A 16,079-nucleotide genomic window follows, 5' to 3' on the forward strand; every position below is an offset into this window, starting at 1 on the left:
AAATATGGGACAAAAAGTTAATCCAAATGGATTTAGATACGGTGTTACAAAACAACGTAGAACAACTTGATTTGCTGAAAAAGCAAATTATGGCGCACTACTTGTGCAAGATGACAAAATTTACAAATTCTTCGATAAATTAGTACGTAAATACCAAATCGGTCAAGTGGAAATTTCAAGAACACAAGCTAATAAAGTAACAGTTTATCTACACGTTGCTAATCCAGCTAAAATTTTAGGTGAAAATGGAGCAAACATTCAAGCTCTAAATGTACAATTACACAAATTTATTAAAGATAAAGCACTTGATATTAATTTACAAGTTATCCAAATTGCTAAACCAGAACTTAATGCACGTTTAGCAGCTGAAGCTATTGCAGTTAGATTAGAAAACCGTGAAAGCTTTAGAATTGCACAAAAATACATTATTAATGATGCTTTAAAAGCAAGAGCAAAAGGTATTAAAACTGCTGTTTCAGGCCGTTTAAATGGTGTTGATATGGCTCGTACTGAAGGTTATTCACGTGGAGAAATGAAACTACACACATTACGTCAAGATGTTGACTACGCTCAAGCAACTGCGCGTACAACATATGGTGCAATTGGTGTTAAGGTTTGAATTTCTAAAGGTGAAATTTTGGAAGGTGGTAAAAAATAATGCTACAACCAAAAAGAACCAAATATAGAAAACCTTTCGTTTTAAGTCATGATAAACGTAAAGCTCATAAAGGAAACAAAGTATCATTTGGAGAATTCGGTTTACAAGCCGTAACTTCAGCTTGAGTTGACTCACGTCAAATTGAATCAGCTCGTATCGCGATTACTCGTCGTATGGGTCGTGAAGGTCAAGTTTTTATTAGAATTTTCCCTCACTTCCAAAAAACTTCTAAACCAATTGGTGTTCGTATGGGTTCAGGGAAAGGTTCACCAGACAAATGATATACACCAGTTAAAGTTAACACAATGATGTTTGAAGTATCAGGTGTTAAAGAAGATATTGCTCGTGATGCCCTACGTTTAGGTGGTCACAAACTACCAGTAAAATGAAAAATTATTACTAGAGAAGATTCACAAGGAGGTCAACAATAATGCTTTATAAAGATATCAAAGCTAAATCAGCTGACGAACTTAAAAAACTTGTTAATGACCTAAAAGCTGAATTATTAACATTACGTTTTAAAAATGCAACAGGACAACTAGACCACAGCCACAAAATTCAAGCTGTTAAAAAAGACATCGCAAAATGCTTAACTGCACTAAGTCAAATGCAAGGAGACAAATAATGGAAAGATCGACACGTAAAAGCCTTATTGGTAAAGTTACTTCAGTTCGTGGTGACAAAACTATTTTTGTTGAAGTAGAAAGCTACCGTTCACACAACTTATATTCAAAACGTTATAGAGTTGTTAAACGTTTCGCAGTTCACGATGAAAAACTATTAGCTTCTGTTGGTGACATTGTTTCAATTATGGAAACCCGTCCATTATCAAAAACCAAACACTTCCGTTTAGTTGAAATTAGACAAAAAGCTGCTAGAGGTGATGAATAATGGTTATTGAATTATCAAAATTAAAAGTTGCAGATAACTCAGGAGCTAAAGAAGTAGGTTTAATTAGAGTGTTGGGAGGTTCAAGAAAGAAAACCGCCAACATTGGTGACATTATTGTGTGTTCAGTTAAAAAAGCATTACCAAATGGTGCTGTTAAAGAAGGTCAAGTTGTTAAAGCGGTTATTGTTAGATCTCGTTATGGTATTAGACGTCCAAACGGTTCACACATCAAATTTGATGACAATGCTGTTGTAATTATTAAAGAAGATAAATCAATGAGAGGAACTCGTGTCTTTGGACCAGTTGCTCGTGAATTACGTGACAAGGGATATTTAAAAATTGTTTCTCTTGCGCCAGAAGTTTTATAAGAAAGGAATCTAAAATATGAAATTCAAAGTTAATGATGAAGTAGTAGTTATTTCAGGTTCTCACAAATGAAAACAAGGCCGTATTATCAAAGTTGATGCAAAAAATAACACTGTATTTATTAAAGACGTAAATGTTCAAACCAAACACCAAAAACCAACTCGTGGTGGTGAAGGAGCAATTAAAAAACAAGAAGGTCCAATTCATGCTTCAAATGTAGCTGTTATGGCTAAAAAAGGAACAAAAACTTCTGCACCAGTAGTTTCAAAAATCGGTTACTCAATTAAAGACGGCAAAAAAACAAGAATTATCAAAAAAACTAACAAGGAATATTAATTATGCAAATTAAAAAACATTACTTAGAAACAGTTGTGCCTGCATTAATGAAAGAATTTAACTTCAAATCAATAATGCAAGTGCCTCGTATTGAAAAAATTGTTTTAAATATGACAGCCGGTAAAGAAGTAACAAACTCAAAAGCTATTGAAGAAGTTTTACATGAATTAACCTTAATTTCTAGCCAAAAACCTTTCCAAACAAGAGCTAGAAAATCAAACGCTTCTTGAAAATTAAGAGAAGGTATGCCAATGGGTGGAAAAGTTACACTTCGTAGAGACAGAATGTGAGACTTTTTAGAAAAATTAATCCACATTGCTATGCCTCGTATTCGTGATTTTCACGGTGCAAATCCTAAAGCCTTTGACGGTAGAGGGAACTATTCATTAGGAATTAAAGAAGAAATCATCTTCCCAGAGATTGATTTTGACAAAATTAGAAGAATTAAAGGATTAGACGTACAAATAATAACTTCAACAAACTCAGATGCTGAAGCTAAAAAATTATTAGAACTAGTTGGTATGAAATTTGCTAAAGGAGATAAATAATCATGGCTAAAGTTTCATTAAAAGTTAAACAAAAAAAACATGCCAAATTTTCAACACGTGCTTACACACGTTGCGAACTATGTGGACGTCCACACGCTGTTTTAAGAAAATTTAAAATTTGCCGTATTTGCTTCCGTGTTAAAGCACACGAAGGTCAAATTCCAGGCTACAAGAAAGCGAGTTGATAATTATGTTTATTACAGATCCAATTTCAGACATGATTGTGCGTATTAAAAACGCAAACCAAAGAAAATTCAAAACAGTTCTAATTCCTTTTTCAAACAAAAAAGCAAAAATCCTAGACATTCTTTTAACAGAAGGATACATTCAAGATGTTACAATCAAAGGCCAAGGCGTTGAAAAAATGCTTGAAGTATCATTAAAATATAAAGGAAATCAAAGAGCAATCATTGATTTCAAACGTGTATCAAAACCAGGTCTAAAAGTTTATTCATCAGCTGCAGACTTGCCAACAGTATTATCAGGCTATGGAACAGCTATTATCTCTACTTCAAAAGGGATGATGACTGAAAAACAAGCGCGTAAGGAAAATGTGGGCGGTGAAGTTATCGCTTACATTTGATAGGAGGTTAATATGTCACGTGTTGGAAACAGAATATTAACAATTCCTGTTGGAGTTAGTGTTGCACTTGAAGGTACAAAATTCAGTGCAACAGGTTCATGAGGAACTCTTGAAGCTAACTTTAGCCCACTAATCGCAATTAAAATCGAAGATAACAAAATTAGCACAATTAGAGCAAATGAACTAAAAGCAACCAAACAATTACACGGAACTACAAACGCCTTAATTTCAAATATGTTAATTGGCGTTTCACAAGGTTTCAAAAAAGAATTAGTAATTAAAGGTGTTGGTTACAAAGCTACTTTGAAAGGTCAACAATTAGAATTAGCAGTTGGTAAATCACACTTAGAATTATTAGACATTCCAGCTGATGTTAAAGTTGAGTTACCAAAACCAACCGAAATTACTCTATCATCAATTTCAAAAGAAAGCGTTGGTCAATTTGCTGCTTTAGTTAGAGCAACAAGAAAACCAAGTCCTTACTCAGGTAAAGGTGTGGCTTACAAAAATGAAGTTATTCGTCGTAAAGAAGGGAAAACTGCTGCTAAATAGTAGTTTAAGGTTAAAAATATGGCTATTTTATCAAGAAATCAAGCTCGTCAACGTAAACACTTGCGTGAACGTCAAAACATTATTGGCACCAGCACAAAACCACGTTTGACAGTATTTAAATCACACCAAAACTTTTACGCACAACTAATTGATGATTCAAAAGGTATTACACTTGCTAGTGTTTCGACATTAGTTAAAGGTGAATTCCATGGTAATATTGCTTCAGCTGCTGAAGCAGGTAAAGCAATGGCTGCTAAAATCCAAGCTCTAAAAATTACTGAAATCGTATTTGACCGTTCAGGATACATTTACCATGGACGTGTTAAAGCTTTTGCTGAATCTGTAAGAGAACACGCTAAAGGAGTTAAATTCTAATGACAGAAAAAATTCAAGACCAAGTAGCACCAACAACTCAAGTTGTTAAAGCTGAAAAACCAGTTAAAGACGTTAAAAAACCTACTCAAAGAGTTAATAAAGAACGTAGAGCACCAAGAAGAAGAGAAGAACAAGTAGCTAACGAATTTGGTGAAAAAGTTATTGCCATCGAGAGAGTTTCTAAAACTGTTAAAGGTGGTAGAAGATTTTCATTCTCAACATTTGTTGTAGTTGGAGACAAAAAAGGACGTGTTGGCTTTGGACATGGAAAAGCAAATGAAGTTCCAGATTCAATCAAAAAAGCCGTTAAAGACGCAAAAAACAATTTAATTACTTTACCAGTTATTAAAGGTACAGTTCCACATGAAAATCAAGCTAAATTCTTAGCTTCTAAAGTTTTACTAAAACCTGCTGCAAAAGGTACAGGGATTGTTGCTTCATCAACAGTTCGTGCTGTAGTAGAACTTGCTGGTTATACAGATCTATACTCAAAAACTTATGGTTCACGTTCAAAATCTAACATTGTTAGAGCAACTCTTAAAGCCTTAACCCAAATGCGTACACCTGAGCAAATTGCTGAAATCAGAGGCAAAGAAGTAAAAGACTTACTATAATTAAATATTTGTTTAGTTAAGCAACTTCAAACTCGATTTTGAAAAGTACTTTTCAGACTATATATTTAATAATATAAGGAGAAATTATGAATTTACAAAACTTAAAACCTACTGCTGGATCACGTAAAGAAAAACACCGTGTTGGTAGAGGTCATGCCGCTGGTAAAGGTAAGCAAGCTGGTAAAGGTCAATCAGGTCAAAATAAACGTCACGGTCATAGACCAGGTTTTGAAGGGGGTCAAACTCCTTGATTCCGTCGTATTGGTAAACGTGGATTTACAAATGTTAACCATGTTGAATACCAAGTTGTTAACTTAGTAGATTTAGAGCAAAGATTTAATGCAAACGATACAGTAAATATTCAAACACTAGCTGCCGCTAATTTAATTAAAAGAAATCTTCCTGTTAAAGTTCTAGCTAATGGTACATTAAGCAAAAAATTACACGTTAATGTTCACGCCGCTTCTCAAAGTGCAATTGATGCCATTGAAAAAGCTGGCGGTGAATTTAAAGCACTTTAATTCCAATAATATAATTGTCTTTTCGCGCTTATTTAAGCATGCGCAAAAGGCATTTTTTTATTTGCTTATTAATAATAATATGCCCACGCGATAAGACAAAATCAGACTATTTGCAATACTTAACAAAATAAACAAAAAAATATTGTATTCATTCTTAAAGTAAAATGCACCAAGCAATAAATCCTGGTGCATTTTAGCTGCCTTTTACTATAAAATAAGTACAAGAAAAACGAAAGGCATATTAATTATAGTATGAATTATAACAATAGAACAAAAATAGATTTTTGCGTTCATAAAAAACAAAAATATTCATTGGGTAATAAAACATTTTACAAAAACGAATTCGTTCATTACATTATTCAAGAACGCGACTGGGAAAACATTTTATCAAGGTCAAAAACAAGGTACAACAAAAATAATATTGGGCCATTACAATTGAGGTCTATTTTATTGCTCTTAACACAGGGTAAAACAATAGAGCAAGCGAGCAATTTTGTTGGTATTCAATCTAGGTCGATTAAAAAAAGATTTAAAGATATCGAACTTGAATTCAAATATGGGTATAGTAAATATCAAAAATCTTGTCAGTTTTGTTTTTCAAAACTTAAAGGTAAACTAATTCGCGTAATAAGTGTTGCTAAATTCATTGAATTATTAGATAATAGGCACTTGTCTAAAACAACACCATACAACGAAAAAATAAAACATCGTTGAAAAGAAATTAAAGAATTTTACTTACAAAGGAATTCTTATTACATAAAAAATAGACACTATTTAGACCCAAATCAAAAAGCTGTCAAGGAATCAGTACAAAACATTTTAAACCAATATTCAACAACAAATAATAACAATAATAAATACAAACAAACGAGGAAAATATCAGTGTCTTCATTTTACCGATTCATTAGTATTATGGGGATAAAAGACATTCCAATTGATATTTTACCTTACAAGTCAATTGGAAAAGGAAAGAACTTAAAAGTTGTAAAACATGATACTAAAAAGAAATCTATTGGAAAAATAATTACATTGCGTCCTGAGTCAATAAATAAACGATTGAATGACAATGATTATGAAATGGACACTGTTGTTGGTAAAACAACTGATAAGTATGTAATTTTAACATTGTTAAATCGAAAAACCAGAATGTTTTACTTCACATTCACTAAAAGAAATGCAACATCAGTAAAGGAAAATTTATACAAAATTATCATTGAAAATAACTTAAAAATTGACACACTAACCATAGATAACGGTAGTGAAAACTACAAAATAGATGAATTGAAAGAAGTGGGTGAAATCTATCATTGTCATCCATATTCTTCATCTGAAAAAGGAAGTATTGAGAATTGTCATAGACTTCTTCGAAGGTTTATTCCAAAAGGCAAATCAATAGATAAATACTTAGAATATGACACAAAAAACATATTCAATTTTATCAATTCTTATGCTCGAAAAATTGGCGGCAATTCATCAATAACTTCTGCATTCATAATACATAACCAATCACAAAATATAAATCTACTATTGGAAAAATAACACAAAAGTTCATTGATTTTTTTCTTATTATTACCAAATTAATAGAAAAATATTAGGCATATTATTGGCTTAATTATATTTTTCTATTTTTTTAAATTGATTTTTGGCTCTTATTTAAACTCAAATCTTAAATTTGTTATCATTTTAACAGTACTTACAAAAGTGAAGCATTTTACTTTAAGAATTTATAACAAAAAAATATTGATTTTTTTCTTTGTTAAAAAGATAAATAATGTATATTAATATCAACCGCCAAAAATAATTTAAAGCGATTTTAAAGATTAAAACAAAAAATAAAAAAATGTTTTGTTATCTATAAAATAGTGGTATTATTATTAAGCAACTTTGCTAATGACGGTTGCAATTGTTCTTTGAAAACTAGATATATAAACATGACGAAGTCAATTTTTTCGAGAGTTTGATCCTGGCTCAGGATGAACGCTGGCTGTGTGCCTAATACATGCATGTCGAGCGAAGTGATTTATCACTTAGCGGCGAATGGGTGAGTAACACGTACTCAACGTACCCTTCAGTTTGGCATAGCGGTTGGAAACAACCGATAATTCCAAATACTCGTAGATGCCGCATGGCATTTACGGAAAAGACGCCTTAAAGCGTCGCTGGGGGAGCGGGGTGCGCAACATTAGCTAGTTGGTGAGGTAACGGCCCACCAAGGCGATGATGTTTAGCGGGGTTGAGAGACTGATCCGCCACACTGGGACTGAGATACGGCCCAGACTCCTACGGGAGGCAGCAGTAGGGAATATTCCACAATGGACGAAAGTCTGATGGAGCGACACAGCGTGCAGGATGAAGGCCCTATGGGTTGTAAACTGCTGTGGTAAGGGAATAAAAAATAGTGTAGGAAATGCCACTATATTGAATGTACCTTATTAGAAAGCAACGGCTAACTATGTGCCAGCAGCCGCGGTAATACATAGGTTGCAAGCGTTATCCGGAATTATTGGGCGTAAAGCGTCTGTAGGTTGTTTGTTAAGTCTGGCGTTAAATTTTGGGGCTCAACCCCAAACCGCGTTGGATACTGGCAAACTAGAGTTATGTAGAGGTTAGCGGAATTCCTTGTGAAGCGGTGAAATGCGTAGATATAAGGAAGAACACCAACATGGCGAAGGCAGCTAACTGGACATACACTGACACTGAGAGACGAAAGCGTGGGGAGCAAACAGGATTAGATACCCTGGTAGTCCACGCCCTAAACGTTGATCATTAGCTGATGGGGAACTCATCGGCGCAGCTAACGCATTAAATGATCCGCCTGAGTAGTACGTTCGCAAGAATAAAACTTAAAGGAATTGACGGGGACCCGCACAAGCGGTGGAGCATGTGGTTTAATTTGAAGATACGCGTAGAACCTTACCCACTCTTGACATCTTCTGCAAAGCTATAGAGATATAGTGGAGGTTAACAGAATGACAGATGGTGCATGGTTGTCGTCAGCTCGTGTCGTGAGATGTTCGGTTAAGTCCTGCAACGAGCGCAACCCTTATCCTTAGTTACTAACATTCAGTTGAGCACTCTAGGGAGACTGCCCGAGTAATCGGGAGGAAGGTGGGGACGACGTCAAATCATCATGCCTCTTACGAGTGGGGCCACACACGTGCTACAATGGCCGGTACAAAGTGAAGCAACCTGGTGACAGTGAGCAAACCACAAAAAGCCGGTCTCAGTTCGGATTGGAGTCTGCAACTCGACTCCATGAAGTCGGAATCGCTAGTAATCGTAGATCAGCTACGCTACGGTGAATACGTTCTCGGGTCTTGTACACACCGCCCGTCAAACCATGGGAGCTGGTAATGCCCGAAGTCGGTTTATTAACAAACTGCCTAAGGCAGGACTGGCGACTGGGGTTAAGTCGTAACAAGGTATCCCTACGAGAACGTGGGGATGGATTACCTCCTTTCTACGGAGTACAAAGCTAATTTAATTAGCATTAACCTTATTTTTCAGACCTACTATTATTATTTATCGTCATGGCTTGGTTAGGTCCCAAGTGTATATCTAGTTTTGAGAGAACAATTCTCTCAATTGTTCTTTGAAAACTGAATAGTAAATATTTTAAAATATTACAACGACATCAAAAAATGAATAAATTTGGTTTATTCGTATTGATTCATCGAGTAATCATATTAATAATATGATTCATTGAAATGTCTTAAAATACACATCATAACAATAGGAAATCTTAATTTAATAAATTAAGGACATACTTTTAAATAAGTAAGAGTTTGTGGTGGATGCCTTGGGTCTGGAAGTCGATGAAGGACGTGATTACCTGCGATAAGCCTCGTGGAGCTGGATATAAGCTACGAAACGGGGATTTCCGAATGGGGAAACCTAACTAGGGTAATGCCTAGTTGCCTTCTTGTGAATACATAGCAAGTCGAGCGAGACACCATGTGAACTGAAACATCTTAGTAGCATGAGGAACAGAAAATAAATAATGATTTCTTTAGTAGCGGCGAGCGAATGAGAAACAGCCCAAACCACTTTAAAGTGGGGTTGTAGGACAGTCTATATAGAGTTACAAAATTTAATGATAGCAGAAACATTTGGGAAAATGTAGCATAGAGGGTGATACTCCTGTACGCGAAATCATTAAATCTCTTGACTGTATCCTGAGTAGGGCGGGGCACGTGAAACCCTGTCTGAATCCGCCGGGACCACCCGGTAAGGCTAAATACTAACCAGACACCGATAGTGAACTAGTACCGTGAGGGAAAGGTGAAAAGAACCCCGAGAGGGGAGTGAAATAGATTCTGAAACCACTTACTTACAATTAGTCAGAGCCCATTTAAGGGTGATGGCGTACATCTTGCAGTATGGACCGGCGAGTTATGTTATCATGCAAGGTTAAGCGGAAAAAAGCGGAGCCGTAGAGAAATCGAGTCTTAATAGGGCGTTAAGTATGATGGCATACACCCGAAACCAGGTGATCTATTCATGAGCAGGCTGAAGCTTGGATAACACCAAGTGGAGGGCCGAACCGTAGTACGCTGAAAAGTGCCCGGATGACTTGTGAATAGCGGAGAAATTCCAATCGAACTTGGAGATAGCTGGTTCTCCTCGAAATAGCTTTAGGGCTAGCGTGTGGTGTTAAGTAATGGTGGTAAAGCACTGAATGTGGAATGGCCGCGCCTAGCGGTACTGACTATAATCAAACTCTGAATACCATTATGGATTGCCATGCAGTCGGAACCGGGGTGCTAACGTCCCGGCTCGCGAGGGAAACAACCCAGATCGTCGGCTAAGGTCCCAAATTCGTGTTAAGTGAGAAAGGTTGTGGGGTTTCATAAACAACTAGGAAGTTGGCTTAGAAGCAGCCATCTTTTAAAGAGTGCGTAATAGCTCACTAGTCAAGAGACCCTGCGCCAACAATTTAACGGGACTAAAACACGAAACCGAAGCCACGGGTACATTTATGTACGTTAGAGGAGCGTTCTTAGGGCGGTGAAGTCAGACCGTGAGGACTGGTGGAGCGCTAAGAAGTGAGAATGCCGGTATGAGTAACGATTCGTAGTGAGAATCTACGACGCCTATTGGGGAAGGTTTCCTGGGCAAGGTTCGTCCACCCAGGGTAAGTCAGGACCTAAGGCGAGGCGGAAACGCGTAGTCGATGGACAACAGGTTAATATTCCTGTACTTTCTATAATAGTGATGGAGTGACGGAGAAGGATAGGCTTACCTCTTACTGGATTGAGGGGCAAATAGTTACTGGGAATTGTAGTAAAATGCGCAATTCATTAACCGGAAGCTATGACGCATAGGCTTTAGCTGAATTAGTTGATTTCATACTTCCTAGAAAAGCTTCTAAACTTAATATTATGGAAACCTGTACCGAGAACGGACACACGTCCCCAAGATGAGTATTCTAAGGCGAGCGAGAAAACTAGTGTTAAGGAACTCTGCAAAATGACCCCGCAAGTTCGCAAGAAGGGGTGCTCACGCAAGTGAGCCACAGAAAATTATGAGGGGCAACTGTTTATCAAAAACACAGCTCTCTGCTAAACCGCAAGGTGATGTATAGGGGGTGAAGCCTGCCCAGTGCCCGAAGGTTAAGTGGATGCGTTAGCTTATGCGAAGCGTTGAAATGAAGCCCGGGTGAACGGCGGCCGTAACTATAACGGTCCTAAGGTAGCGAAATTCCTTGTCGGCTAAATACTGACCTGCACGAAAGGCGCAATGATCTCTCAACTGTCTCAACACTAGACTCGGTGAAATTATGGTCCCAGTGAAAACGCTGGGTACCCGCATCAAGACGAAAAGACCCCATGGAGCTTTACTACAACTTCGTATTGAAATTTGGTCTAACATGTGTAGGATAGGTGGGAGACTTTGAAGCTAGGACGCTAGTTCTAGTGGAGTCAACCTTGAAATACCACCCTTGTTATATTGAGTTTCTTAACTTGCTACCCTGATCGGGTAGGAGGACAGTGCGTGGTGGGTAGTTTGACTGGGGCGGTCGCCTCCTAAAGAGTAACGGAGGCGTTCAAAGGTACACTCAATACGGTCAGAAACCGTATGCAGAGCGCAAAGGTAGAAGTGTGCTTGACTGTGAGACTTACAAGTCGAGCAGGTGCGAAAGCAGGACTTAGTGATCCGGCTGTACATTGTGGAATGGCAGTCGCTCAACGGATAAAAGTTACCCTGGGGATAACAGGCTTATCTTGCCCAAGAGATCACATCGACGGCAAGGTTTGGCACCTCGATGTCGGCTCATCGCATCCTGGAGCTGGAGTCGGTTCCAAGGGTTGGGCTGTTCGCCCATTAAAGCGGTACGCGAGCTGGGTTCAGAACGTCGTGAGACAGTTCGGTCCCTATCTGATGTGGGCGTTGGAATATTGATGAGAGCCGTTTTTAGTACGAGAGGACCGAAACGGACGTACCGCTGGTGTTCCAGTTGTTCCGCCAGGAGCATAGCTGGGTAGCTAAGTACGGAAAGGATAACCGCTGAAAGCATCTAAGTGGGAAGCCTCCTCAGAGATTAGTATTCCCTTGAGATTCCTTGAAGACTACAAGGTTGATAGGCTGGATGTGTAAGCATGGCGACATGTTGAGCTGACCAGTACTAATAAATCGATAGGTTTAAAAGTAATGTGTATTTAATACATTTCAATGAATTTAAAAATTACTATTCAGTTTTCAGAGAACACGCTGCTTAGGCAGTTTTTTATTGCTTTTTTCCCACGTTTCCCAGTTGACACCAAAATATAAGGGTTTTTAAGCCTTATATTTTTTTATAAAAAAATATATTTTATTATACTTTTATACTTACCCGAGTTTCCCAGTTTCAAATAATAAAAATAACGAATAAGCCTTATTTATAGTGCTTTTCGTTATTTTTATGCTATTTTTTAATTACAATTTTTTTAATAAGATCATATTCGCTTCAAATATCTTTTATTGTTTTCGAATCTTCTCTTTGTCTTTTAATGATTTCTTTTGTTTTTGAGTTGATATCAACTCTTTCTCTTAGTTTGGATAATATATTAATAAGTTTTTGTTCAGATAAATGGTCAATTACACCATAATCCTCATAAAACTTGTTTATCTTATAAGTAATAAGTTTTAATAAAACAAGTGATATAAAACATAATATTGAGTGTGCTATTATGTGTTCGTCTAGTCTCACATAAACCGGTCTAATTTGTAAAAAACTTTTTAATGCTCTAAAATTTGTTTCAATTTTTCATTGGTTCGCGTACTTTTCAATGATTTTTTCAGCAGAAATATTTGAAATATTTGTTTCATAAACATAGATACCATCAAATTCAGAATCTTTTGTGACTTTTTCAAAGTCTAATTCAAATTTAAACTTAGATATTTGTTTAAAGAATTTGCATTTTTTTGTACCCAACATTTTTGTTGAATCAACATAACCGCTTTTGTCTTGTTTTTTACGGAAATTATCAATCAAAATTCCGCGATCTTCTCTATCTTTTTTTGCTCTTGTTTTTGAATAAGTTACAATTCTTCTTCTTAATTTACCATTAAATCTTGTATTTTTTCAATTAGATTCATATTCTGTTTCTTTGTATCTAAATTCAGAATCTCCAATGTATCCTTCGCGATCTAAAATCCAATTTTTAAAATTCTGACTACCAGATTTTGCTCTATATGAGATTATAAAATTGTGTCCTCTTTGTTCTAAAAAACGGATATTTGCATTTGTACTCATCCCTCTATCAGCAATAATTGTTATATTTTTTATGCCAAATTTAGTTTCAAGTTCCAGTATAAATGGAATCATTGTTCTTGAATCACCTGTGTTTCCCTTGAAAACTTTCATGTAAATAGGAATACCATTTTTGTCGCACGCAAGACCAATCACAATCTGATCTTCTTTGAATTTGGCATCTTTAGAATACCCAGGAACCCTAAGTCCTTCGCGGCTAAAACTTTCAAAATACACTGTAGATGAATCAAAATAGATTTCATCTAATTTACTTTTTGTTTCCGATTCAACTAATTTATTTATTGAAAAAAGCAATTGGTCTTTGTTTTCGTGAACAATGTCTAAAAGTCTATAAAAGCTATTCTTAGAAGAAAAGATATTTGTTGAATATTCATCTGAATCATTAAATGAGTTGTATATACTTGTAGGATTAATAATTCTTTTAGCCACTAAGAAATTAAATATTTCATTCATATTTTTATGTCTTGTGGGTTTTAATTGTTTAAATATGTTGTGTTTTTCAATAAATTCACTTATTAATTCATTGCCAACGCAAATACTTGTATGTTGGATTTTTTCTTTTTCAATCGAGTGTAGAAGCGCATGTTTAACTTTATCTGGATTATCCTGTCTAGTGAAGTTTTTAAGTTTGTTTTTTATTATCTCGATTGCGTTTTCGTTAATTTCAAGTAGTTTTTCTACATTTCCTAAACTAAACCATCTTGTTGGATTTTTATTGAATCCGTTTGACCAGCCAACATATTTATATAAAACGCCCTTTTTATTTCCATGAACATTAAATAGCATCAAATCTTGTTTTTCCATATTCTTATTATATCATAAATGTAATTAAATGCAATTATAAAATTAAAAAATATGAAAAATTCCATACTATATATAGTATGGAGTGAAAAAAATAGTTAAATTAGATTAATTTATCGCTTAAAACTGGGAAACGCAGGAAACTAATTTCTGCAAAACTTATTCGTTTTTATTACAAACACTGCGACTAAAAAATTATTTTATTAGTTTGCACGCAAAAAATATGGTATTTTCATAAAATACCAGAAAATTTATAGCTTGCGGGCTATTTTTTTTTTTTTTTTTGCGCAAAGGTAAAATGTAAGAGATTAACTAAATAATAGATAAAAAATTCTTTTTCATATATTTATAAACCAATAAGGAGTAAGTTATGAGTAAATCTACAAAGCGGAGACTGTTTAATTGCGCAGTTCTTATCGCAAGCGGTAGCGCAGTTGGCGCTACTTCTGCAATTATTATTCAAAAAAATCATTTGCACCCAAGAGAAGTTAAAAAAATTAATGATGAGATAAAAGAGCAAATAATTCATGTTAATAACACCGGTGATAAACTTGACCAAAATAAAGGTTCTGTTTATTCATTAAAAAATGCTATTGATGAAGCTGAACAAAAATTAGCACAATTCAATCGAAAATTCAATGAATATGACAAAGAAGAATACGAAACTAACGATAAAATCAATAATGAAATTGATAATTTTAAAAATTCAATTAGCGAATTAAAAGCTAAAATTAAAAATTCTAAATTGCGTTATGAGCAAAATAAATCTGCATTTGATACTATGTACGATGAAGCAATGGAAACTTCAGATAAAGCCAAAAAACAATTAAAAGAAATCTATGAAATTGACAAGCCAAGACTTCAAGCAGCTGACATTAAATTAGAAACAGCAATTAAAAAAGTCGAGAATTCTAAACAAAAAGTTCAAAATTCTCAATCACACGTTGACAATTTATCAACTTTAAATGAAGAACTAAAACAAGCAATTGAAGAAGTTAAAAAACTAATTGAGGAATTAAAAAACGTTAATGAAGAACAAAAAAACAATAAATATTTACAAGCAATTAACAATGTAATTAATGAGTTAAATGACAAAATCAACAAATCTGCAAATCTTGGCAACAATATTAAAGAGATTGAAGATTTCATTGCTGATTTAGAAAAAAACATAACCAAAGCAAGTAGCACAGTAAAAATTGTTGAATCAGAAGAAGGCTTGAACGAGTCTGTTTTAGCAGCAAATGAACAACTTAAAGATATTATTTCAAAATCAGAGCAAGCACTAAAAAATGGTAAAACAAAATTAGAAGTTATTTCAAATAATATTGACAAAAAATTAAATGAATTAGAAACAAAAATTAATAAATCTAAACAAAAAATCGCAAATAGCACTGATTTTGATGAATTATCAAAAGAATTTGATAATTACAACACAACAAATGAATCAATAAAAGATTTAGAAATAAAAATTAAGGATGCAGAATACGACAAAGGTCTTAAACATATTTGACAATTAAAATTAAATAATGAAAATAATAAAGTTGCTTCATTAGATAAAATGAAAAGCATAATAACTAAAGTTTTAGAGGTAGCAAATAATCTTAACGAAGAACAAATTGAGCACTTTTCAGTAAAAATAACTTTAGCTAATACTCCGCAAGAATTAGCGAATATTCGTGATGAAATAAATCTAGCTAATAAAAAAGAACAATATAAAAAGTTTGTAAGAACATTGTCAAATCTTTCTAAAGATGAAATTAACGAATTGATTAGTAAAATCAATGAATCTAACGAATCTAACTTAGAAAAAATTAAAGAAGAATACTCAAAAATTAATGATGAAAAAGCCAAATTGATTGCAGAAATCAATACTTTTGACTTTAGTCATGAATATAAAAATCAATTAGATAATAATATCAAATCAAAAAACCTAAATGAGGCAAATTCATTCAAAGAAGAAATAAAACATATTAATAATTCTAAGACAAAAGTTAAAGAATTTATTAATAATTCTGAAAACAAAATTCCTGAAAATAAAAAACAGAACTTAAAGATTTATTAACAAAAGCACAAAGTCAAGC

16 protein-coding genes and 2 rRNA genes are annotated in these 16,079 nt (G+C 34.6%); 17 read left to right on the plus strand and 1 reads right to left on the minus strand.

Going from position 1 to position 16,079, the window contains the following annotated elements; genetic code table 4:
- Positions 1 to 4 precede the first annotated feature (4 nt).
- From rpsC to MBVG596_RS01285, 16 genes are all read left to right on the plus strand, one after another.
- Positions 5 to 658, plus strand: coding sequence for a 30S ribosomal protein S3 (gene rpsC, locus MBVG596_RS01210; protein WP_004421682.1), 654 nt, complete (start codon positions 5 to 7; stop codon positions 656 to 658).
- Positions 658 to 1,089, plus strand: a complete 432-nt coding sequence (rplP, locus tag MBVG596_RS01215) for a 50S ribosomal protein L16 (protein ID WP_004421683.1) — start codon at positions 658 to 660, stop codon at positions 1,087 to 1,089. Before rpsC ends, rplP begins: the two co-directional genes overlap by 1 nt.
- On the plus strand, positions 1,089 to 1,283 hold the full coding sequence (gene rpmC, locus MBVG596_RS01220) for a 50S ribosomal protein L29 (RefSeq protein WP_004421684.1): 195 nt from the start codon (positions 1,089 to 1,091) through the stop codon (positions 1,281 to 1,283). The genes rplP and rpmC overlap by 1 nt, the downstream gene beginning before the upstream one ends.
- On the plus strand, positions 1,283 to 1,549 hold the full coding sequence (gene rpsQ / locus MBVG596_RS01225) for a 30S ribosomal protein S17 (RefSeq protein WP_004421685.1): 267 nt from the start codon (positions 1,283 to 1,285) through the stop codon (positions 1,547 to 1,549). The genes rpmC and rpsQ overlap by 1 nt, the downstream gene beginning before the upstream one ends.
- Positions 1,549 to 1,917 (plus strand): 50S ribosomal protein L14, encoded by a 369-nt coding sequence (gene rplN / locus MBVG596_RS01230; RefSeq protein ID WP_096385902.1) that lies wholly within the window; start codon positions 1,549 to 1,551, stop codon positions 1,915 to 1,917. The genes rpsQ and rplN overlap by 1 nt, the downstream gene beginning before the upstream one ends.
- Before the next feature lie 16 nt (positions 1,918 to 1,933).
- On the plus strand, positions 1,934 to 2,251 hold the full coding sequence (gene rplX, locus MBVG596_RS01235; protein ID WP_004421687.1) for a 50S ribosomal protein L24: 318 nt from the start codon (positions 1,934 to 1,936) through the stop codon (positions 2,249 to 2,251).
- Positions 2,252 to 2,253: 2 nt separating this feature from the next.
- Positions 2,254 to 2,799, plus strand: a complete 546-nt coding sequence (rplE, locus tag MBVG596_RS01240; RefSeq protein ID WP_096385906.1) for a 50S ribosomal protein L5 — start codon at positions 2,254 to 2,256, stop codon at positions 2,797 to 2,799.
- A gap of 2 nt (positions 2,800 to 2,801) precedes the next feature.
- Positions 2,802 to 2,987 (plus strand): type Z 30S ribosomal protein S14, encoded by a 186-nt coding sequence (locus tag MBVG596_RS01245; RefSeq protein ID WP_004421689.1) that lies wholly within the window; start codon positions 2,802 to 2,804, stop codon positions 2,985 to 2,987.
- A gap of 2 nt (positions 2,988 to 2,989) precedes the next feature.
- Positions 2,990 to 3,385: a 30S ribosomal protein S8 gene (rpsH, locus tag MBVG596_RS01250; RefSeq protein ID WP_096385911.1), complete on the plus strand. Its 396-nt coding sequence runs from the start codon at positions 2,990 to 2,992 to the stop codon at positions 3,383 to 3,385.
- 9 nt (positions 3,386 to 3,394) lie between these two features.
- Complete coding sequence (gene rplF / locus MBVG596_RS01255) at positions 3,395 to 3,934, plus strand: 50S ribosomal protein L6 (RefSeq protein WP_096385916.1); 540 nt, start codon at positions 3,395 to 3,397, stop codon at positions 3,932 to 3,934.
- Between the two features lie 18 nt (positions 3,935 to 3,952).
- The gene (gene rplR / locus MBVG596_RS01260) at positions 3,953 to 4,309 is read left to right on the plus strand and encodes a 50S ribosomal protein L18 (protein ID WP_096385920.1); all 357 of its coding nucleotides are present in this window, start codon (positions 3,953 to 3,955) and stop codon (positions 4,307 to 4,309) included.
- Positions 4,309 to 4,923 (plus strand): 30S ribosomal protein S5, encoded by a 615-nt coding sequence (gene rpsE / locus MBVG596_RS01265; protein WP_096385925.1) that lies wholly within the window; start codon positions 4,309 to 4,311, stop codon positions 4,921 to 4,923. Before rplR ends, rpsE begins: the two co-directional genes overlap by 1 nt.
- An 86-nt stretch (positions 4,924 to 5,009) precedes the next feature.
- The gene (rplO, locus tag MBVG596_RS01270; RefSeq protein ID WP_004421699.1) at positions 5,010 to 5,444 is read left to right on the plus strand and encodes a 50S ribosomal protein L15; all 435 of its coding nucleotides are present in this window, start codon (positions 5,010 to 5,012) and stop codon (positions 5,442 to 5,444) included.
- Between the two features lie 474 nt (positions 5,445 to 5,918).
- A complete protein-coding gene (locus tag MBVG596_RS01275; RefSeq protein ID WP_225247185.1) occupies positions 5,919 to 6,983 on the plus strand; it encodes an IS30 family transposase in 1,065 nt (354 codons plus the stop codon).
- Between the two features lie 406 nt (positions 6,984 to 7,389).
- A 16S ribosomal RNA gene (locus MBVG596_RS01280) occupies positions 7,390 to 8,904 on the plus strand.
- A 307-nt stretch (positions 8,905 to 9,211) separates the two neighbouring features.
- Positions 9,212 to 12,094: ribosomal RNA gene (locus MBVG596_RS01285) — 23S ribosomal RNA — on the plus strand.
- Together the 16S and 23S rRNA genes form the textbook arrangement of a ribosomal RNA operon.
- 254 nt (positions 12,095 to 12,348) lie before the next feature.
- On the opposite strand, the gene MBVG596_RS01290 is transcribed toward MBVG596_RS01285, so the two are convergent.
- Positions 12,349 to 14,001, minus strand: coding sequence for an IS1634 family transposase (locus MBVG596_RS01290; protein ID WP_096385929.1), 1,653 nt, complete (start codon positions 13,999 to 14,001; stop codon positions 12,349 to 12,351).
- Between the two features lie 367 nt (positions 14,002 to 14,368).
- Between MBVG596_RS01290 and MBVG596_RS01295 the strand changes: the two genes are divergently transcribed.
- Positions 14,369 to 16,060 (plus strand): hypothetical protein, encoded by a 1,692-nt coding sequence (locus MBVG596_RS01295; RefSeq protein ID WP_096385933.1) that lies wholly within the window; start codon positions 14,369 to 14,371, stop codon positions 16,058 to 16,060.
- The last annotated feature ends 19 nt before the right edge of the window (positions 16,061 to 16,079 follow it).

Origin of the sequence: Mycoplasmopsis bovigenitalium (genome assembly GCF_002356075.1) — a bacterium.
Classification (GTDB): domain Bacteria; phylum Bacillota_I; class Bacilli_A; order Mycoplasmatales; family Metamycoplasmataceae; genus Mycoplasmopsis; species Mycoplasmopsis bovigenitalium_A.